Raw genomic sequence first — 17,679 nt, 5'->3', positions numbered from 1 at the left:
CAATGGAGTCTTTAATACTAGTGTTAGTTGGTGTATTAGTAGCTGTTGCGACGTACTTAATCCTCTCGAAACAGTTATTACGTGTGATTTTAGGAACGGCGGTATTATCGCATGCGGCACATTTACTGATTTTAACGATGGGTGGACTGAAGAAGGGGAATGTACCACTTTTAGAGGAATCTGAAGGTCCCTACACAGACGCTCTGCCGCAAGCATTAATTTTAACGGCAATCGTGATTAGCTTTGCGGTGACAGCGTTCGTGCTTGTTCTTGGTTACAGAGCCTATAAAACGAACGGTTCGGCGAATTTTGACGAAATGAGAGGTACGCCGGATGAGTAATATGATTGTTTTACCATTAATTGTGCCGGTTATTACGGCGATTTTACTTGTGTTTTTACGTGACAATATTTTTTTACAGCGCATCATTAGTATATTGACATTAAGCTTTGTTGTCCTTATTAGTGTCATTTTATTACAAGAGATTCAGAAACAAGGTGTAATGCGTATTGATTTTAGTGGCTGGGCACCACCTTTCGGCATTTCATTTGTTGCTGATTCGTTCGCAATGCTTCTTGTATTAGTGGCGAATATTGTCGCAGCCATTTGTCTGTTATATGCCATGTTTACAATCGGTAAGAGCTTTGAAAAGATGTATTTCTACCCGTTTGTCCTACTTATGGTAGCGGGAGTTAACGGCTCGTTTCTAACAGGAGATATTTTTAACTTGTTTGTGTGCTTTGAGGTGATGTTACTTGCTTCTTATGCCCTCATTAGTTTAGGTGGCGAAAAAGTCCAGCTACGTGAGGCGCTAAAATATGTACTAATCAATATTGTTGCATCTTGGATTTTCCTAGTGGCATTAGCTTTTTTATATGGAACCGTTGGAACGTTGAATATGGCACATATTTCTGTCCGTGTTATGGAGCTAGGAGCTGACCCACTGATCACGACTGTGGCTCTTATTTTCTTAATTGTTTTTAGCTTGAAGGCTGGTCTATTATTATTCTTCTGGCTTCCAGGCTCATACAGCGCACCTCCAACCGCTATAGCTGCACTTTTTGCAGCATTATTAACGAAGGTTGGAATTTATGCACTCGTCCGTACCTTTACATTACTTTTCCCAACTAATACTGAAGTGACTCATATGGTGCTAGGAATTATGGCGGGAGTTACGATTATTGCTGGATGTATGGGAGCACTAGCAGGGCGAGATGTAAGAACAATTGCCGCTTATAACGTCCTTATTGGTGTTGGCTTTATAGTAGCTGGTCTAGCGATCGGTACAGAGTCTGCCTTACAGGGCGTAACATACTATTTGATGCACGATATGGTAGCTAAGGCCATGCTATTTTTAGCAGTTGGCATGATGATGTATGTTACCGGTGAAACGGTTATTGATAAAATGAGTGGGCTTATTCGAAATTACCCTTTATTTGGCTGGTTATTCTTTATTGTCATGTGTTCTCTTGCTGGGATACCACCATTGAGTGGCTTTTTAGGTAAGATTTTAATTGGACAAGGAGCTATTGAAGGAGGCAATTTTGTTCTACTAGGGCTAGGGTTTTTATCTAGTTTAATTGTTTTGTATTCACTATTACGAATATTTCTCTCCTCATTCTTTGGTGAAACGATTATTAGTCTAGAGGATGAAAAGCCGTTACCAAAGCGTATGGTCTTACCATTAACATTGTTGGTAGCTTGTACAATTGCTTTAGGAATTGGAGCTGAATGGATGGCTCCGTATGTAACAGATGCAGCAAAGACGCTCTATACGCCATCGATCTATATTGATGCAGTGCTGGATGGCACAACATGGCAAGGCGAGGTGAATAAATAATGGCGATGCAATTTATCTTGAATTTATTTATCGCAACACTTTGGCTCTTGTTACAGGATGAAGTTATACCGCAGTTTTCGACATTTTTAATGGGGTTTATCGTCGGAATAGGGATTTTATATGCGATGCACCGCTTTTATGGCACACAATTTTATTTAAGACGTGTGTTCTCAATCATTAAATTATTATGGCTCTTTAATTGGGAGCTACTATTATCGAGTTACAGCGTATTAAGACAAATTACTACGCCGAAGCTCACTATTACTCCTGGAATATTTACGTATAAAACAGCGCTTAAAGGAGATTGGGAAATAACAGCTCTTGCGTTGTTGCTCACCCTGACTCCAGGTTCAGTCGTGATGGAAGTTTCTGAAGAAGGAGATCTGTTTTATATTCATGCAATGGATATTGAACAATCGAAAGAAGCTGTCATTCGTTCAATAGGGAAATTTGAACAAGCAATCATGGAGGTGACACGTTAATGATTGATAAAATTTTACTTTTGGCTCTTGCATTATTCAGTGTATCGATTGCGTTGTCGCTATTTCGTGTGATTCGAGGCCCTTCGTTGCCTGACCGTGCCATTGCACTTGATACAATAGGTGTTAACCTACTTTCAGCAATCGCAATCGTCTCCATTATATTAAAAACAAAGGCGTATTTAGAAGCCATTTTAATATTAGGGATTTTAGCTTTTATCGGCACGATTGCGTTTACGAAATATATTGAAAGAGGTGTGATTGTTGAACGTAAATCAAATGATTGAATGGGCGGCAGTTATCCTTATATTGATTGGCTCCATTGTCAGTGTTATTAGTGCATTTGGGATGATTCGTTTACCTGACGTATACACGCGTTCACATGCTGCAACGAAAAGTTCGACATTGTCTGTCTTAACATGTCTATTAGGCGCATTTATTTACTTTTGGGTACATGATGGATATGTTAGTGTACGTTTAATTTTAGGAATTGGCTTTGTTTTTGTAACAGCTCCTGTAGCGGGGCATTTAATATGTCGTGCAGCGTATCGCTCTCGTGTACCTTTAGCAGAAGGGTCAGGGGAGGATGAGTTAAAGGAAAAGCTATTTGCAGATGAAAAATAAGTGGCTGACCTCCATTTTTTGGAGGTCTTTGCTTGTCGAAAATTCGATTCCAACTTTGTTACGCCTTTTCTTTAAGCCATTGTTTATGTATGCAAGATTAATCGTTGAATTCACAGTGTTTTCCGGCTGCTTTACTGGCTACGTTTCCTTGTTTCAAAACCTTTATTAATATTTTTTAGTATAAATAATCATTGTAGCCTAGCCAGTATGGATATAACCATCACCGAAAATATAATAAGTAAAAATTGAACTCCACTAAAAACCCAAATATCCGAACTAATAAGTAAATATAAAACGAACAACATGATAAATAATACAAAATAATTTATATACATAGCCCTACCAACAATTTTTTTAGAACGTTCATCATATTATGTGGAGCCACATACGTAAGCATAATTAGGCCAATTCCAATCGCTAATAATATATAACTTTCAGAAAAATAATTAGATGTAATCGCTGGATTATTTATGAATATACCAATTATTGTACAAATAATACCCGAAAATAAATATGCAACACGACTGTTCCTACTAGTATTTAAAAATCACTTTTTTTCATAGTTAATTCTCCTAATAAATAAAGATATTCTCAATCTGACAATTGAATAATTTAGTCAGCTTAAAAGCAAGAATAATCGAAGGACTAAAATGTTCTTTCTCCAAAGAAATAATAGTTTGTCTAGAAATATCTATTTCCCTAGCTAAATCTTCTTGAGTTAAATCAAATCGTTCCCTCAATTGTTGCTGAGTATAATTTTAATAATTTTCGATTTTATTCTGCTTTACATAGCCCGTTTTAAGCATGAATTTAACGAATTATCAAAATTTGCAGAAAAAACAACAAATTTTGATTTTGATTATTTGGGAATTTAGCATAGAATTTAAAAGGAGGGAGCAACATGAAAAAGGAAAACAAACATAGTGAAACTGTAAAAGACTTAGAATTTAAGAGTCTAGTAAACGAATCCAAAAAATTAGTTAAAGTTAATGACCTTTGGTATTTCGTAAAATCACAAGAAGGTCGCCGGATTGCCGGAAGTGCCCATTAATTAGAAGTACATAAAGGAGAGAGTCTATCTCTCCTTTTAATTACTTTATGTACAATAGAACGGTAACAATCAATTTGGATTCAAAGTGTACTTCATCCTGTGACCATTGTAAAACTAGATGGATCAAAATGGGGGTTTAATGAGAGATAACTACTTCGTATTGAAGTAGTTTTTTTATATACAATAAGAGGTCATACCAATAGTGACTATCTTAGTTACAATCTCTCCAATTCGCTGAGTCAATAAAAAATGAATTAAAAGAGCAAAAGGAAAAAGTACCCTCAAAATGGTTGGGGGGGGTTAGGCCTTAGCTCTGCTGAGGAGAACCTTATCCTAAGTAAGGGAGGTTTTTTATTAAAATTTCTATAATAATGAAAATCATCTATTGAATAGATAGACGCAATAATGAGGTGATGTTCTCTAATATTGTAACAGATCCAAATAGGGTCTTAATTTTTTCGTACAAGTTAAGAGGTTTCCTGTGATTTATTAATAGAAATTCACTTGAATAAATTAGGGATGGTGATGACTATGGATTTGCAACTATTTTTCAGTAGGACGCTAAAGAAGTTTCAGATTTCAAAGTTTTCGCTTGGTTTTAAGGAAGATTGGCAGCCGTCAATTGAGTGGATTGTTCAGGAGGAACTACAAGGTAAACGTTACTCATTTTACTACGCTGAAACATTGACAGTATTGTTTGAAGTGAATAAGTCTCTAACGGAAGAAGAGCTTGCCTACTTTCAGGATTTATTTGAAATAATATTTATTAAAAAAAGTGTATATTACAAAGAAAATGAAATTCAAAAACTTCAAGAAGGGCTACAAGCTATTGTGACAAATGAAAAAGTGGAATCGCTACTTGAGAATATTCTACAAAACGCAGTTGTTGCAATTCCGGCAGCTTCCACAGGCATTTTAACACTCTATAATGAGCAAACAAAGATACTTGAAAATATCGCTACAGTCGGTTTGAATAAAAAGATTCGCCATGCTAAATTTCAAATTGGTGAAGCAATTGTGGGAAAAATCTTTGCTGAGGGGGAATCAAAGTTATTTACTAACCGAGCAGAAATCGCTCAATACTTTAATGATGTTTCTGAAAAAAATTTAGCAATACTAGCACCAGAAGAAAAGCTTTATCAATCTAGTGGGCTCATTGCTGTACCAATTAAGTTGTCTGAAAAAACGGTGGGTGTTATTTTACTTCATCAGCAAAAAAAACAATGGTCCTTTTCGGAGTTAGATGTGAAAACAATGGAGCACTTTGCCTCGCAAATGGCACTGGCTATTTTTAATGCACGTATATACCAACAACTCCAGGAACGCGAAAATTACTTATCCATTCGCAATCAAATTCACGATACATTAATGTCCCTTTCTTTATCGAACAAAGGTATTCCAGCCATTGTAAAAGAAATTCAGTCCATCCTTCAAATGGCTCTGATTTATTATGATTTTATATATTATGAGGAAATTCAGACCAATCCATCTAAAAGGGACGATAAATTTTTCGATGAGCTGTTTAAGAAAATCCAAGTTTATCCAGAAGGGAATTATGTTGAAATGGAAGGGGATGCTTTTTACGCACAACCAATTATCCTTGATCATTTTATTATAGCAGCACTAGTTGTTGAAGCTAAGCAGGAGATTTCTGAGACAAATCGTATGGTACTTGAACAATGTGCAATGATGATTTCCAACGAGATTCTGAAAAAACAGTCGTTGATGGATCGCTATTTGAAACATAACCAGGAATTTTTTCATCGTATTTCCTCTGTTCCAAGCACGGAGGCCATCCAGCTATTAAATCAAAAAATAGACTATCATTTTAATCAATCCTTTTGCATGATTGTTGTAATGATAGCCCAGGAAAAACATTCTATTTCTTCTGAATTGGAGCTTCATAAGCTTATTGTTGCTATCGAAAAGCAGCTAAGGGACTATGGAATATTTTTATTTGGAACAAATAATCAGATTACCATTTTTGTACCATATAATGATTGGATGGAATTTAAAACCATTAAACAAGAAATATCAACCCTGATTAGCAACTTTTCTATATTTTTCCGTGTTCCTCTATACGCTGGTATTAGCACTGGTCAACGAGATTTGGCATATATAAAAAAACTAACAGATGAAGCACAAAAGGCATGTGATTATGGGGCTCGTAATCAAAATACTAGTGTAATTTCTTATGATAGTCTCGGAATCAATACATTATTTTTGACACAATCAAAGGAGTATATTGAGAGCTTTATAAATGAAATATTTGATCCTCTTAGTCAGGAAAGAAATGATTTGGCTAACACGCTAAGGGCATATGTTGCATGTAATACCTCTCCAAAAGAAACAGCGAATCAATTATTTATTCATATTAATACACTTTATCAACGTCTAGGTAAAATCGAAAAGATTTTAAACCTTTCATTTGATAATCGCGAGCATTTATTAAGAATACAACTAGCATGCTATTTATACGATAATCATCTTATTTGATATAGAAGAAGCTCTATGTTTTTTATGAAAATTATGGAGCTTCTTCTATATTTATATCTTTTACAATAAACTAAATATTCTAAATGCTTGGAGGGATTGGATGAAGAATAAGTCCGTAATCTTAGCACTTTTATTTTTGGGATGGGCTTTAGGTAATTTCGATCGTTTTGTTATTAATTATGCGATCGTTGATATTTCTAAAGATTTATCGCTTAATGCAACACATACGGGAATTGTATTAAGCACATTTTTCCTAGGTTATGCAATTATGCAAATACCGGGAGGCTTGTTGGCAGATAAATTCGGACCCCGTAAAATAGTTACAATTTCGGTTCTGCTTCTTTCACTATTTACAGGATTAACAGGGGGTGTCAATTCTTTATTTATGCTGTTAGTCATACGTTTCCTATTCGGCTTAGGTGAGGGAGGCTTTATGCCTGCTTCAACGAAAGCAATTTCAGAAACCTTCCCGCATAAAGAACGTGGACGTGCACAATCCATTTTATTGTCAAGTGGTGGTGTTATGGCGATATTAACACCCATTCTTTCAGCCTATTTATTGATCTCTTTTGGATGGCGGCCTCTATTTATAGGTGTTGCCTTAATCGGTGCCTTAGTTGTAGTGCTTTATCTCTTTTTCTTAAAAGTACCACATGAAGCAATTAGTCAAGATTCAGCCAGTATGCAGGTACAACAAGGTAAAAGTCCTTTAAAGACAGTATTAAAAATGCCATTGTTATGGAGTATTTTTGTATCCTTCTTTGCCATTTATACGGTTCAATGGGGGCTAACAAGCTGGATTCCTAGCTATTTGTCAAGTGTGCGCGGATTAGATTTAGTATCCATTGGTTGGGTTCAAACAATTCCAGGTGTTGCTATGCTTATAGGTATGTTACTAGGTGGCGTTATTATGGATAAAATTCCACAGGGGAAAGAAAAGATACCTGGTATTATCGGTACAGTTCTAATCGCTGTACTAATGTACTTTATGTTTACAGCGACATCTATTACAAGTTTTATTATATTTCAAACAATCGTAACTTTCGCAATTGCTGTTGTCATTATTCTATTAAACGCCATCCTTCTTAAAAATACACCAACTTCAGTGGCGGGATCTGCAATGGGGTTTGTAAATGTAGGAGGACAGCTAGCTGGCTTTTTAGCACCTACATTAATTGGCTTTATTTTTGATGCATCAGGAAGCTTTGACATGGCATTTTGGATGCTAATTGGCTTTGCTATTGTCTGCTTGATTGCAATTATTACATTCCGTACAACAAAGCAGCCTGAGCAACCAGAGCAACTATCATCAAGCGTGTCTTAATAAGGAGGTATTTCATATGTCAAATTCAACTTCAATATTATTTTCCCAATTTGCCAAAAATGTAATTAACAAAAAAAGACAACAATTTATTGAGCTAAGTGATTTTATTTGGACACACCCTGAAATCCGCTTTGAGGAGGAGAAATCCTCTAATGCAATGAAAGAAGCCTTAATGAAAGAAGGGTTCGAAGTTCAATCACCTGTTGCTGGGCTTGATACAGGTTTTGTTGCCTCGTGCGGTTCGGGACACCCGATTGTTGCAATTTTAGGTGAGTTCGATGCACTAGAAGGGTTAAGCCAACAAGAAGGGATTTCAAAGCACGTTCCGATTCTCAAAGGCGGACATGGACATGGATGTGGTCATAATTTATTAGGCACAGGATCATTTGCAGCTGTCGTGGCCATAAAAGAATATTTAAAGCAGCACAAACTGAGTGGAACGATTCGTTATTATGGATGTCCAGCTGAAGAAAGTGGCGGTGGCAAAGTATTTATGGTAAGGGAGGGATTATTTAACGATGTAGACTTCGCTCTCAGCTGGCATCCTGGCAATTATACCGCCCCTTTAAATATGTCTTTTCTTGCTACTTATACAGTTAAATTCTCCTTTGAAGGTCGAAGTGCTCATGCAGCAGCTGTACCTCATCTCGGGCGAAGCGCGTTAGATGCTGTTGAATTAATGAATGTTGGTGTCAACTTTTTGCGCGAGCATATTATCCCTGAAGCACGTATTCATTATGCGATTACCAATGCAGGCGGCGATGCACCAAATGTTGTACAAGCTCATACTGATGTTGTGTATTCCATTCGTGCACCCAAACGGGAGCAGCTTGATGAGATTTTTGAACGGGTCGTTGATATTGCAAAAGGTGCAGCGTTAATGACAAGTGTAAGCATGAACTACAAATTTGAAGGAGGCTATTCAGAGTTAATTCCAAACTCTACTATGGCTAATGTCATGTATGAGAAAATACAGGAAATTGGACTGCCGACGTATACACAAGATGAAATGGATTTTGCTCGGGAAATTCAGCAAACTTTAAGTAATAAGGATATTCAACAAAATATTATGAAGTTTGATTTTGAAACACAAGAGAAGCTTCTTGCTTCACCGATTGCTACGGTTATCCCACCTCTGTCTAAAACCGAAGAACTCATGTATGCTTCGACTGATGTAGGAGATGTTAGTTGGATTGTCCCAACCATGCAATGTAATACAGCGACATGGGTGATTGGAACCGCACCGCATACTTGGCAGGTTGTATCACAAGGTGCTGTTTCCTATGCACAAAAAGCAATGCTCCAAGCCGGAGAAATTATGGCAGCAACTGCCATTGAAATCATACAATCTCCTGATATACTTACTGCGGCCAAGGCTGAGCATAACAAACGGCTTGGGGGTCAAACCTATTCAGCACCAATCCCGAAAGATCTCCTGCCACCAAAGCTAAGATAATTCATTGTGCGGGCGGTGTGTAAATAAAACGTTTAAATTTATATTGTAATAATTAAAGTAAAAGCTATTATTGTGTTTAATAAATACACCTTTCGAATTACTTTGGAGATGTTGCTTATGAAGAAGATATTAATACTTACTACCGGTGGAACAATTGCATGTGTAGAAGGAAATGAGGGGCTTACTCCAGTATTATCAGTTGAAGAATTGTTGCATTTCCTTCCAGAAGCATTCGATAACATAAAAATCGACGGTAAAATCTTAATGAATATAGACAGTACAAATTTGCAGCCTGAGCATTGGGTAAAAATTGCTGAATCAGTATATAAAAATTATGATGAATACGATGGATTTGTAATTACTCATGGAACTGATACGTTAGCCTATACATCCTCAGCGCTGTCTTATATGCTTCAAGGTCTGGACAAACCAGTTGTGCTAACCGGCTCGCAAATCCCAATGAGCTTTAAAAAAACTGATGCTAAGAAAAATGTTGCGGACGCTTTACGAATCGCTTGCGAGGATATAGGCGGCGTGTTTATCGTTTTTGATGGTAGAGTGATCCTAGGAACTCGTGCGATTAAGATGCGGACAAAAAGCTATGATGCGTTTGAAAGTATCAATCACCCATATGTTGCTTCTGTAAATAAAAGTGAAGTGAAATATAATTGGAAACCCACACCTAGTGAACAGAAGGTTGTATTCAATATGAATTTATGTACGGACGTATTTCTAATGAAATTATATCCTGGCGCTAAGCCTGAGATTTTTGATTGTTTAAAAGACTTATATAAAGGAATTATTATTGAAAGTTTCGGAAACGGCGGGCTGCCTTTTGAAGAAAGAAGCCTGCTTACGAAAATCGAAGAGCTGACGGATAAAGGAATTGCTGTTGTCATTACGACCCAATGTCTGGAAGAAGGGGAGGACTTGCTCCTGTATGAAGTGGGACGCAAAGTAGCGCAGCATCAAGTTATTTTTTCCGGAGATATGAATACGGAAGCAATCGTTGCCAAATTAATGTGGGCACTTGGACAGACAAATTCTTTAGCTAGGGTTAAGGAAATTATTGAAACGCCATTGGCAGGAGATTTAACCGTAATAACAGGAAAAATGGAACAATAAAGGATTCTATTCGAAAATAAGACTGACCTAAAAAAATGAGACAAATAAAAACACCTTTCGTTGAAAAACGGGTATTGTACCGTAACAAATCAACGTGAAGGTGTTTTTCTATGGGGACAAGAGTTAGTTATCCAGTAGAAGTGAAAATGAAAGCAATTGAAATGAGATTAGCAGGGATTCCTATAAAACATGTATAGTTTGATAACAAACTTATTTCTGAGAGTCTTGAAACATTCGGTATCAAACGGTCACTGAGCATGAAAGGATGCCCTTATGACAACGCTGTGGACGAAGCTACGTTTAAAGTATTTAAAACAGAATTCGCTACAGTGGAACTGGTGCTACTGGTGCTACTGAGCTTATCCATCGGTAGTCGGTATTCCCTTTGGAAACCTAAAAGGATTGATTTTTCGGAAAATTATGCATATAATATTTTATCGGGAAATTTTCAGATTAGCTTGATTATTACTTCGAAAGAGTATATCTTATTAGCAGATAGATATTTATTCTCTATAGTGAATAAATATCCATTTGGTAATTTTCGAGAACAAGAGTTTCATAGACAATAAAACATAGATAAAAGGAGTTCGTTGAATATGAAGAACAAATTTTTCATGCTCATGCTCATTCTAGTAATTGGTGTACTAGCAGCATGTGGCGCAAAAGATGATAAGGCAAGCGATAAAGATTCAAATGCTAGCGGAGGTACAGAACAAAAGCAAGTATTAAAAGTAGGTACTTCATCTGATTATGCACCATTTGAGTATGTTGACGCTGCAAAAGGTGAAGATATTATTGGTTTTGATATTGATTTAATTAACTTAGTTGGTGAAAAGATTGGTGCAGAAATAGAAGTCCAAGATATCGACTTCAATAGTCTAGTGCCAGCTTTACAAGCAGGAAAAGTGGATATTGTTATTTCAGGTATGTCACCTAATAAAGAACGTGAAAAAGTTGTAGATTTCTCTGATAAATATAATCAAACAGAGCAAGTGTTCATCGTGAAAAAGGATAGTGGAATTAAAAAAGAGGCTGATTTAGCTGGTAAAAAAATTGGTGTCCAAAACGCTTCTATCCAAGAAACTTTAGGTAATAAAATTGCAAAAGAAGTAGATGCTAGCGTTGAAGGACGTACTCGTATTCCTGAAATTGTTCAAGACATGATGTCTAAGCGTTTAGATGCGGGGATTGTAGAAAGTGGCGTAGCGAAAGGTTATCTTGATACGAACGATAAACTAGAAGCGTTCCCTGTTAAAGAACAACCTGAAGACTTTAAAGCAATCGCTGTTCCAAAAGGAAGCGATCTTAAAGATAAAATTAACAAAGCATTAAAAGAATTAGCTGCTGAAGGTAAAATTAAAGAGCTAGAAGACAAATGGTTAAAAGTTAAATAAGCAAGTTTAACTGCGATAGCTCTATTTCGAGCTATCGCTTATATCTTTCATTTCCTGAAAAAAGAACAAGAAAGGAGGGGGCACTGTGAATTTAGATTTTACAGCTATCATTCCCTCTATTCCTTATATATTAAAAGGGATAGGTGTTACACTTCAAATTGCAATCGGTGCATCAATCATCGGTTTTATAGTTGGTATATTACTAGCGTTATGCAAAATTGGTAAAGTGAATGTTTTGCGTTGGTTTGCAGATTTTTATACATCGATTTTCCGTGGTACACCGCTCGTACTACAATTAATGATTATCTATTATGCAGTGCCACAATTATTAGATATTCAAATTGATCCAGTTCCAACGGCTATTATTGCATTCGGGTTAAACTCAGGTGCTTATATTTCAGAAATCATCCGCGCTGGTATTAATGCGGTTGATAAAGGACAGATGGAAGCGGCACAAGCGCTAGGTATTCCATATGCGAAAATGATGAAAGATATTATTATCCCACAAGCCGTAAAAAATATTTTACCATCTTTAGTAAATGAGTTTATTACATTAAATAAAGAAACAGCTGTTGTGACGGTTATTAGTGCACTTGATATTATGCGCCGTGCTTACATTGTAGGTGGTTCAACATATCGCTATCTTGAGCCTTTACTATTTGCGGGTGTGATCTACTACATTATGACGCTTGTCTTAACGTTCCTTGGTAGACGAATTGAGAAAGGAATGAGAAAAAGTGATTAAAATTGAAGATTTACACAAATCATATGGACAAAACGAAGTACTACAGGGTATTTCAACAGAAATTAAAGAAAAAGAAGTAATTGCTATTATTGGTCCATCAGGGTCTGGTAAATCAACATTCCTGCGCTGCTTAAATTTATTAGAAGAACCAACGAGCGGAAAGATTACAATTGCGGGTGACGTTCTAACGGACAAAGGGACAAACATGATGAAGATCCGTGAAGAAGTCGGTATGGTATTTCAGCATTTTCATCTTTTCCCTCATAAAACGGTACTTGAAAATTTAACATACGCACCGATTAATGTGAAAGGAATGGATAAGACAGCGGCTATCAAAAAGGCTGAAGATTTATTAACGAAGGTAGGTCTATTTGAAAAGCGCAATGAATATCCAAGCCGTCTATCAGGAGGACAGAAGCAACGTGTTGCTATTGCTAGAGCACTAGCAATGGATCCAAAAGTAATTTTATTTGACGAGCCTACTTCAGCTCTTGATCCTGAAATGGTAAAAGAGGTATTGGCGGTTATGAAAAATCTTGCTGATACTGGGATGACGATGTTAATCGTAACGCATGAGATGGGCTTTGCACGTGAAGTGGCTGATCGTATACTATTCCTTGATGGCGGAAAGTTAATTGAGGATGCACCACCAGAAGAGTTTTTCTTATCACCATCTACACAGCGTGCGAAGGATTTTTTAGAAAAAGTATTATAAATGAGATAACGCATTTAGACTCTATTAAAGGAGTGTCTAAATGCGTTTTTTGTTTACTTTGGTTCACTTGTTGAGGTATCCATACATGATAAACATGGAGGTGCCCATACAAAAACCCTCAGTGTTTGTGTAATAAACCAAGGATGCTTGACAGTCAGTCGACAGTATACGTTAGGTTACTCTTTTTGTGCAATCTAATGATTTTATGCGTATGTGCTTACAATTACTTTGTTTTATGCTTATAATAGGGGGGTCAGATTTTTTATCTTCATTTAGTAGAAGCTCCCACCTCTGAAGGTGGTGAGATGAATGCAGATGTGTTCCTTTTCAGTGAGAGGAACTCAGTCTAATAACGCCACGTCCTGTGGCAGTTTATCTGCGCGAAAGCGAAGAGTCAGTGGCAAATGTTTTCTGTAGCGACAGCTACAATTACGCCAAGGCGAAATTGATCTGATGAAAAAGTAGCCACAAAGTGAGCGATTGCGATTGAAAAAATTATTATATGTAGCTTTTTTTGTTGTTTTTATAGTCATTTTTTTGTACGTAAACAATCATTGGCTGGTTGTAAGCAAGCATGAATTCGAATCAGAAAAAGTGCCCGCCAGCTTTGATGGGCTACGCATTACGCAAATAACAGATTTACAGGATGCTCTCTTTGGCGAACAGCAAGAGAAACTCATTGCAAAGGTTAAGACAACAAATCCTGACCTGATTTTTATTACAGGTGATTTAGTTGATAGTAATCGTTATAATTTGGAGCGAAGCTTGCAGGCTGTTAGAGGATTAGTTAAATTAGCGGATGTCTATTATGTACTAGGAAACCATGAAGTAGCGACGAATAAAGTGAATGTAATTTATGACGAGCTATCATCGTTAGGTGTACATGTATTGTCCAATGAATCGGCCTTCATTGAGCGCGACGGGGAGCGCTTGGCGATTGTTGGCATCGAAGATCCGTTATCGGGTAGAACAACGAAAGAAATGCTAGAGATAGCAACAAAAAATGTTCCACCAAATGTATTAACGATTTTACTAGCGCATCGACCAGAAGTGTTTAATACGTATGTGGAGTTTGGAATTGATTTAGTATTTGCAGGACATGCACACGGTGGACAAGTTCGAATTCCTGGTATTGGCGGTCTTTTCGCACGAGGACAGGGAATATTCCCGAAATATACGGCTGGCGTTATTGAGGAAGGAACAACAACTATGGCCGTTAGTCGAGGATTAGGTAATAGTACAGTACCTATTCGAGTTTTTAATCCACCAGAGATTCTTGTAATGGAATTAAAGAAAAAATAAGCACTGCGTCTTTGCTACGCAGTGCTTTCTATTTGTTTACGCTCTATACGTTTAACGAGATAGATGCTTATTTCATATAAAATAATCATTGGAATTAATACGAGTAGCTGACTAATAAAATCAGGTGGTGTAATCAAAGCAGAACCAACGCCCATCCCGATATAAGACCAGCCTCGTATTTTTTTCATGGATTCAGCTGTCAGGATCCCTATGGACGATAAAAAGAGGGCTACAATTGGTAATTCAAAGAGTAGTCCGAGTGGTACAGTTGTCATCACTAAAAAATGCATGTATTCACTGGCTGATACCATAACATCAAAATTAGTTGACCCTATCCTCACTAAAAATGAATAGCTGAGTGGATTAACAATGAAATAACCGAAAGCTACGCCTAATAAAAAGAGTACAAGCATGACAGGTGCGTAAAGACCGAGGAAACGGCTTTCTTCTTCTTTTAAACCTGGCTTTACGAAACTCCACAAAAAATGAACTAAAAAGGGCAAAGATAGCCCGAATGCCAGTGTTGTGGAAATCGTCATGTAAAATTTCACAACCTCTAAAGGCCCTAAAATAATTAGTGAATGTCCTCGAGTGACATAAGGAAACCAAATATTAATGGTAGAGAATACGATAATAAAAAATAGAATAAATACGATAAGCCCTTTAATCATTTGTTTTCGTAGTTCAGTGAGATGTTCAAGCAACGATGCAATTGGAAAAAGGGGTTCATTTACTACCATATCCTGTTCAATTGTCTCTACTGGAACTTTCACAAAAGCCTCTACAGAGGTGAGAGGCTCGGCTTCTTTCTTATCAAGTGGACTTAAATATTTTCTTTTTCCTTCTTCATATGGATCCATAGGATAACCTCCTACGAAGCGTCAGATTTTTTTTCTTCTTTTTTCGCCGGATCATCCTCATCATCGATAAGCCCTTTCGTGGACTTTTTAAACTCTGCGAATGTTTTACCGACTGCACCGCCGATTTCCGGCAATTTTTTAGGACCAAACACGATTAAAACAATGACCAAAATAACGATTAATCCAGGTAGTCCAATTGCTCCAAGACCTCCCATAGTTTTGCCTCCTTTTAATAATTTGTTTAGTATATCAATTATGCCTCGGCATAATTACGTCTGGAATCGGCTTTGTGCAAGCACAAAGAACTCCTTTCCGATTCCGTGACATCCGCCGAAGGCTTTGGGCCAACGTGATGTTGATCACTCAGTTGTTGTTGTTGCTGTCGCTTCGCTTTCGCACAGATAAAACCGTGTTGCTGCCGCTACGCTTTCGCACAGATAAAATCCTATTGCTATCGCTTCGCTTTCGCACAGATAAATTGCCACAGGACGTGGCGTTCTTAGACTGAGTTCCTCTATTTCAGCGGGTGTCCAAACACCCGCTGAAAGAAGTTATACTAAGGAACCGCCTGATTTGCTATATTTCACAACACCCTCTGCACAGCGGTAGGCTAGTGCCCCTAAGGTACCTGTAGGGTTATAACCACTATTGTGTGCAAAGTTTCCAGCACTCACAGCAAAAAGATTTTCTACATTCCAATGCTGTAGGTAGTTATTCACAACGCCGTCCTCTGGCTTTAAACTCATAACTGTCCCGCCTGTATTATGAGTTGTTTGATACGGTACAATATTGTAATCAGTGATTTCGGCATTTGGGACAACAGTTTTGGCGCCCATTTCTTTCATAATGTCAGCCGCACGTGCTGAAATATATTTATGAAGTGCGCGATCCTGATCCGTAAAGTTGTACGTTAACTGCATTAAAGGTAAGCCGTAAGCATCCTTATACGTAGAATCAAGAGATAAATAATTTTCTTTATGTGGCATCGAAGCCCCTTGTGCACCAATCCCGAATGAGCGTGTATAGTAATGAATCGATTGCTTTTTAAATTCTGATCCCCATGTTGGTGTATCGGGGGGTGTTGGGTTCGAGCCGATAGGGCGTGCACCCGTTTGTGTTAGAGCGATACTTCCGCCGTGAATAAAATCTAAGTCACTATGATCGAAATTATCACCATTATAGTCATCTAAGCTCATACCAAGTGAACCTGCACCCATAAAGGTGTTATACTGCTCATCAAAAAATCCTGCTGCTCCGGGTAGTATTTGATAGCAATAGTTTCTTCCAAGTGTCCCTTTTCCAGTAGCAGGATCATAGCGTTCGCCAATGTTAGAAACCATCAAGAGCTTGGCATTATTAAAGACGTAACTAGTAAGTACAACAGCGTTTGCTGGTTGAATAAATTCTTCACCAGATATTGTATCGATGTATCGGACACCAGTTACTTTATTGCCTTTCTTTAAGATTTCAACAACATTGGAATTATAGCGTAAGTCAAAATTATTTGTTTTTAATGCAGTAAGAACAACAGTAATCTCTGCAGATGATTTGGCGCCATATTCACAGCCAAAGCGTTCACAGAAGCCGCAATATTGACAAGCATTAATCGTTTCACCGTCAGGGTTCTTATAAACTTCTGATAAATTTGCAGAAGGAACCATGTAAGGCGATAATTTTAATTTTTTTGCAGCTGTTTCAAATTGCGTAAGCATTGGTGTCATTTTCATAGGGCCGGTCGGATAAGGGTTTGAACGTTTTCCGCTAAATGGATTTTTATCATCTCCAGAAATACCAGCCGTTTTTTCGAATTTGTCGAAATAGGGTTCAAGTTCATCGTATGTTAATCCCCAATCCTGTAATAAGAAATCGGGTCCAAGTTTTTTCGGTCCATAACGTTTGTCTGTTAATGTTTTAATTTGAAAATCATATGGTAAGAAGCGATACGTCATACCGTTCCAATGTGTACCAGAGCCGCCAAGCCCTTCACCAAGTAAAAAGGAACCGAGCTGACGCATAGGCAATGCCTTCATATTGCGATTATTACGGAAGCTTACCGTTTCCTTAGAAAGGTTTTGCATAATATCATAACGAATTGCATAACGATACTCGTCATGGACCGTTAGATAATCCTCAGTGCCACGCCTTTGTCCACGCTCTAAACCAACAACCTTTAAGCCAGCCTTTGAGCACTCAGCAGCGACAATGCCGCCGGTCCAACCTACCCCTACTGTAACAACGTCTACACCTGGTAATGTTGTTGCCATTTTCT

The 17,679-nt window shown here is 37.5% G+C and carries 18 protein-coding genes; 14 read left to right on the top strand and 4 right to left on the bottom strand.

Features of this window, described 5'->3' with window-relative positions; translation table 11 throughout:
• The first annotated feature begins 2 nt into the window (after positions 1-2).
• Genes ACFXN8_RS10570 through ACFXN8_RS10550 form a run of 5 tightly spaced genes read left to right on the top strand, consistent with a single transcriptional unit; the run spans position 3 to position 2,942 of the window.
• Positions 3-341, top strand: a complete 339-nt coding sequence (locus ACFXN8_RS10570) for a Na(+)/H(+) antiporter subunit C (protein ID WP_370045412.1) — start codon at positions 3-5, stop codon at positions 339-341.
• Positions 334-1,839, top strand: a complete 1,506-nt coding sequence (locus ACFXN8_RS10565) for a Na+/H+ antiporter subunit D (RefSeq protein ID WP_386844900.1) — start codon at positions 334-336, stop codon at positions 1,837-1,839. The genes ACFXN8_RS10570 and ACFXN8_RS10565 overlap by 8 nt, the downstream gene beginning before the upstream one ends.
• Complete coding sequence (locus tag ACFXN8_RS10560) at positions 1,839-2,321, top strand: Na+/H+ antiporter subunit E (RefSeq protein WP_386844898.1); 483 nt, start codon at positions 1,839-1,841, stop codon at positions 2,319-2,321. Before ACFXN8_RS10565 ends, ACFXN8_RS10560 begins: the two co-directional genes overlap by 1 nt.
• The gene (locus tag ACFXN8_RS10555; RefSeq protein WP_079562764.1) at positions 2,321-2,605 is read left to right on the top strand and encodes a Na(+)/H(+) antiporter subunit F1; all 285 of its coding nucleotides are present in this window, start codon (positions 2,321-2,323) and stop codon (positions 2,603-2,605) included. Before ACFXN8_RS10560 ends, ACFXN8_RS10555 begins: the two co-directional genes overlap by 1 nt.
• The gene (locus ACFXN8_RS10550) at positions 2,583-2,942 is read left to right on the top strand and encodes a Na+/H+ antiporter subunit G (protein ID WP_079562765.1); all 360 of its coding nucleotides are present in this window, start codon (positions 2,583-2,585) and stop codon (positions 2,940-2,942) included. Before ACFXN8_RS10555 ends, ACFXN8_RS10550 begins: the two co-directional genes overlap by 23 nt.
• Positions 2,943-3,514: 572 nt before the next feature.
• Here ACFXN8_RS10550 and ACFXN8_RS10545 read toward each other — a convergent pair.
• Positions 3,515-3,682 carry a helix-turn-helix transcriptional regulator gene (locus ACFXN8_RS10545; protein WP_386844896.1) on the bottom strand — a complete coding sequence of 56 codons (168 nt, stop codon included), beginning with the start codon at positions 3,680-3,682 and terminating at the stop codon, positions 3,515-3,517.
• Positions 3,683-3,843: 161 nt separating this feature from the next.
• Between ACFXN8_RS10545 and ACFXN8_RS10540 the strand changes: the two genes are divergently transcribed.
• The 9 genes from ACFXN8_RS10540 (at position 3,844) to ACFXN8_RS10495 (ending at position 14,550) form a co-directional block, all read left to right on the top strand.
• Positions 3,844-3,993 (top strand): epipeptide YydF family RiPP, encoded by a 150-nt coding sequence (locus tag ACFXN8_RS10540; protein ID WP_386844894.1) that lies wholly within the window; start codon positions 3,844-3,846, stop codon positions 3,991-3,993.
• Between the two features lie 531 nt (positions 3,994-4,524).
• The gene (locus ACFXN8_RS10535; protein WP_386844892.1) at positions 4,525-6,489 is read left to right on the top strand and encodes a helix-turn-helix domain-containing protein; all 1,965 of its coding nucleotides are present in this window, start codon (positions 4,525-4,527) and stop codon (positions 6,487-6,489) included.
• Positions 6,490-6,589: 100 nt separating this feature from the next.
• Positions 6,590-7,813, top strand: a complete 1,224-nt coding sequence (locus ACFXN8_RS10530) for an MFS transporter (protein ID WP_386844890.1) — start codon at positions 6,590-6,592, stop codon at positions 7,811-7,813.
• Positions 7,814-7,829: 16 nt separating this feature from the next.
• A complete protein-coding gene (locus tag ACFXN8_RS10525; protein WP_376074391.1) occupies positions 7,830-9,269 on the top strand; it encodes a M20 family metallopeptidase in 1,440 nt (479 codons plus the stop codon).
• 117 nt (positions 9,270-9,386) lie between these two features.
• The gene (locus tag ACFXN8_RS10520) at positions 9,387-10,394 is read left to right on the top strand and encodes an asparaginase (RefSeq protein ID WP_376074390.1); all 1,008 of its coding nucleotides are present in this window, start codon (positions 9,387-9,389) and stop codon (positions 10,392-10,394) included.
• Positions 10,395-10,990: 596 nt separating this feature from the next.
• Entirely contained in the window at positions 10,991-11,788 is a 798-nt protein-coding gene (locus tag ACFXN8_RS10510) for a transporter substrate-binding domain-containing protein (RefSeq protein WP_386844887.1), read from the top strand.
• 85 nt (positions 11,789-11,873) lie between these two features.
• Positions 11,874-12,533, top strand: a complete 660-nt coding sequence (locus tag ACFXN8_RS10505; RefSeq protein ID WP_376074388.1) for an amino acid ABC transporter permease — start codon at positions 11,874-11,876, stop codon at positions 12,531-12,533.
• Positions 12,526-13,248, top strand: coding sequence for an amino acid ABC transporter ATP-binding protein (locus ACFXN8_RS10500; protein WP_386844884.1), 723 nt, complete (start codon positions 12,526-12,528; stop codon positions 13,246-13,248). The genes ACFXN8_RS10505 and ACFXN8_RS10500 overlap by 8 nt, the downstream gene beginning before the upstream one ends.
• 486 nt (positions 13,249-13,734) lie before the next feature.
• Entirely contained in the window at positions 13,735-14,550 is an 816-nt protein-coding gene (locus tag ACFXN8_RS10495) for a metallophosphoesterase (protein WP_386844882.1), read from the top strand.
• Between the two features lie 14 nt (positions 14,551-14,564).
• Here the strand turns inward: ACFXN8_RS10495 and tatC are convergent, their stop codons facing one another.
• The 3 genes from tatC to ACFXN8_RS10480 form a co-directional block, all read right to left on the bottom strand.
• The gene (gene tatC / locus ACFXN8_RS10490; protein WP_386844880.1) at positions 14,565-15,410 is read right to left on the bottom strand and encodes a twin-arginine translocase subunit TatC; all 846 of its coding nucleotides are present in this window, start codon (positions 15,408-15,410) and stop codon (positions 14,565-14,567) included.
• An 11-nt stretch (positions 15,411-15,421) separates the two neighbouring features.
• Positions 15,422-15,625: a twin-arginine translocase TatA/TatE family subunit gene (gene tatA, locus ACFXN8_RS10485; RefSeq protein WP_376074384.1), complete on the bottom strand. Its 204-nt coding sequence runs from the start codon at positions 15,623-15,625 to the stop codon at positions 15,422-15,424.
• 336 nt (positions 15,626-15,961) lie between these two features.
• Entirely contained in the window at positions 15,962-17,674 is a 1,713-nt protein-coding gene (locus ACFXN8_RS10480) for a GMC family oxidoreductase (RefSeq protein ID WP_386844878.1), read from the bottom strand.
• Positions 17,675-17,679 lie beyond the last annotated feature (5 nt).

It is taken from the genome of Lysinibacillus sp. NPDC059133, assembly GCF_042755925.1.
Lineage (GTDB): Bacteria > Bacillota > Bacilli > Bacillales_A > Planococcaceae > Lysinibacillus.
The sequence above is the reverse complement of the archived record's forward strand: the minus strand, read 5'-3'. Positions and strand labels throughout refer to the sequence as shown.

What these genes read in the sequence shown, in the direction of transcription:
- ACFXN8_RS10535 (WP_386844892.1), top strand. Translation starts at nt 4,525, where the DNA reads ATGGATTTGCAACTATTTTTCAGTAGGACGCTAAAGAAGTTTCAGATT.
- tatA (WP_376074384.1), bottom strand. Translation starts at nt 15,625, where the DNA reads ATGGGAGGTCTTGGAGCAATTGGACTACCTGGATTAATCGTTATTTTG.
- tatC (WP_386844880.1), bottom strand. Translation starts at nt 15,410, where the DNA reads ATGGATCCATATGAAGAAGGAAAAAGAAAATATTTAAGTCCACTTGAT.
- ACFXN8_RS10565 (WP_386844900.1), top strand. Translation starts at nt 334, where the DNA reads ATGAGTAATATGATTGTTTTACCATTAATTGTGCCGGTTATTACGGCG.
- ACFXN8_RS10555 (WP_079562764.1), top strand. Translation starts at nt 2,321, where the DNA reads ATGATTGATAAAATTTTACTTTTGGCTCTTGCATTATTCAGTGTATCG.
- ACFXN8_RS10560 (WP_386844898.1), top strand. Translation starts at nt 1,839, where the DNA reads ATGGCGATGCAATTTATCTTGAATTTATTTATCGCAACACTTTGGCTC.
- ACFXN8_RS10525 (WP_376074391.1), top strand. Translation starts at nt 7,830, where the DNA reads ATGTCAAATTCAACTTCAATATTATTTTCCCAATTTGCCAAAAATGTA.
- ACFXN8_RS10510 (WP_386844887.1), top strand. Translation starts at nt 10,991, where the DNA reads ATGAAGAACAAATTTTTCATGCTCATGCTCATTCTAGTAATTGGTGTA.
- ACFXN8_RS10520 (WP_376074390.1), top strand. Translation starts at nt 9,387, where the DNA reads ATGAAGAAGATATTAATACTTACTACCGGTGGAACAATTGCATGTGTA.
- ACFXN8_RS10540 (WP_386844894.1), top strand. Translation starts at nt 3,844, where the DNA reads ATGAAAAAGGAAAACAAACATAGTGAAACTGTAAAAGACTTAGAATTT.
- ACFXN8_RS10480 (WP_386844878.1), bottom strand. Translation starts at nt 17,674, where the DNA reads ATGGCAACAACATTACCAGGTGTAGACGTTGTTACAGTAGGGGTAGGT.
- ACFXN8_RS10530 (WP_386844890.1), top strand. Translation starts at nt 6,590, where the DNA reads ATGAAGAATAAGTCCGTAATCTTAGCACTTTTATTTTTGGGATGGGCT.
- ACFXN8_RS10570 (WP_370045412.1), top strand. Translation starts at nt 3, where the DNA reads ATGGAGTCTTTAATACTAGTGTTAGTTGGTGTATTAGTAGCTGTTGCG.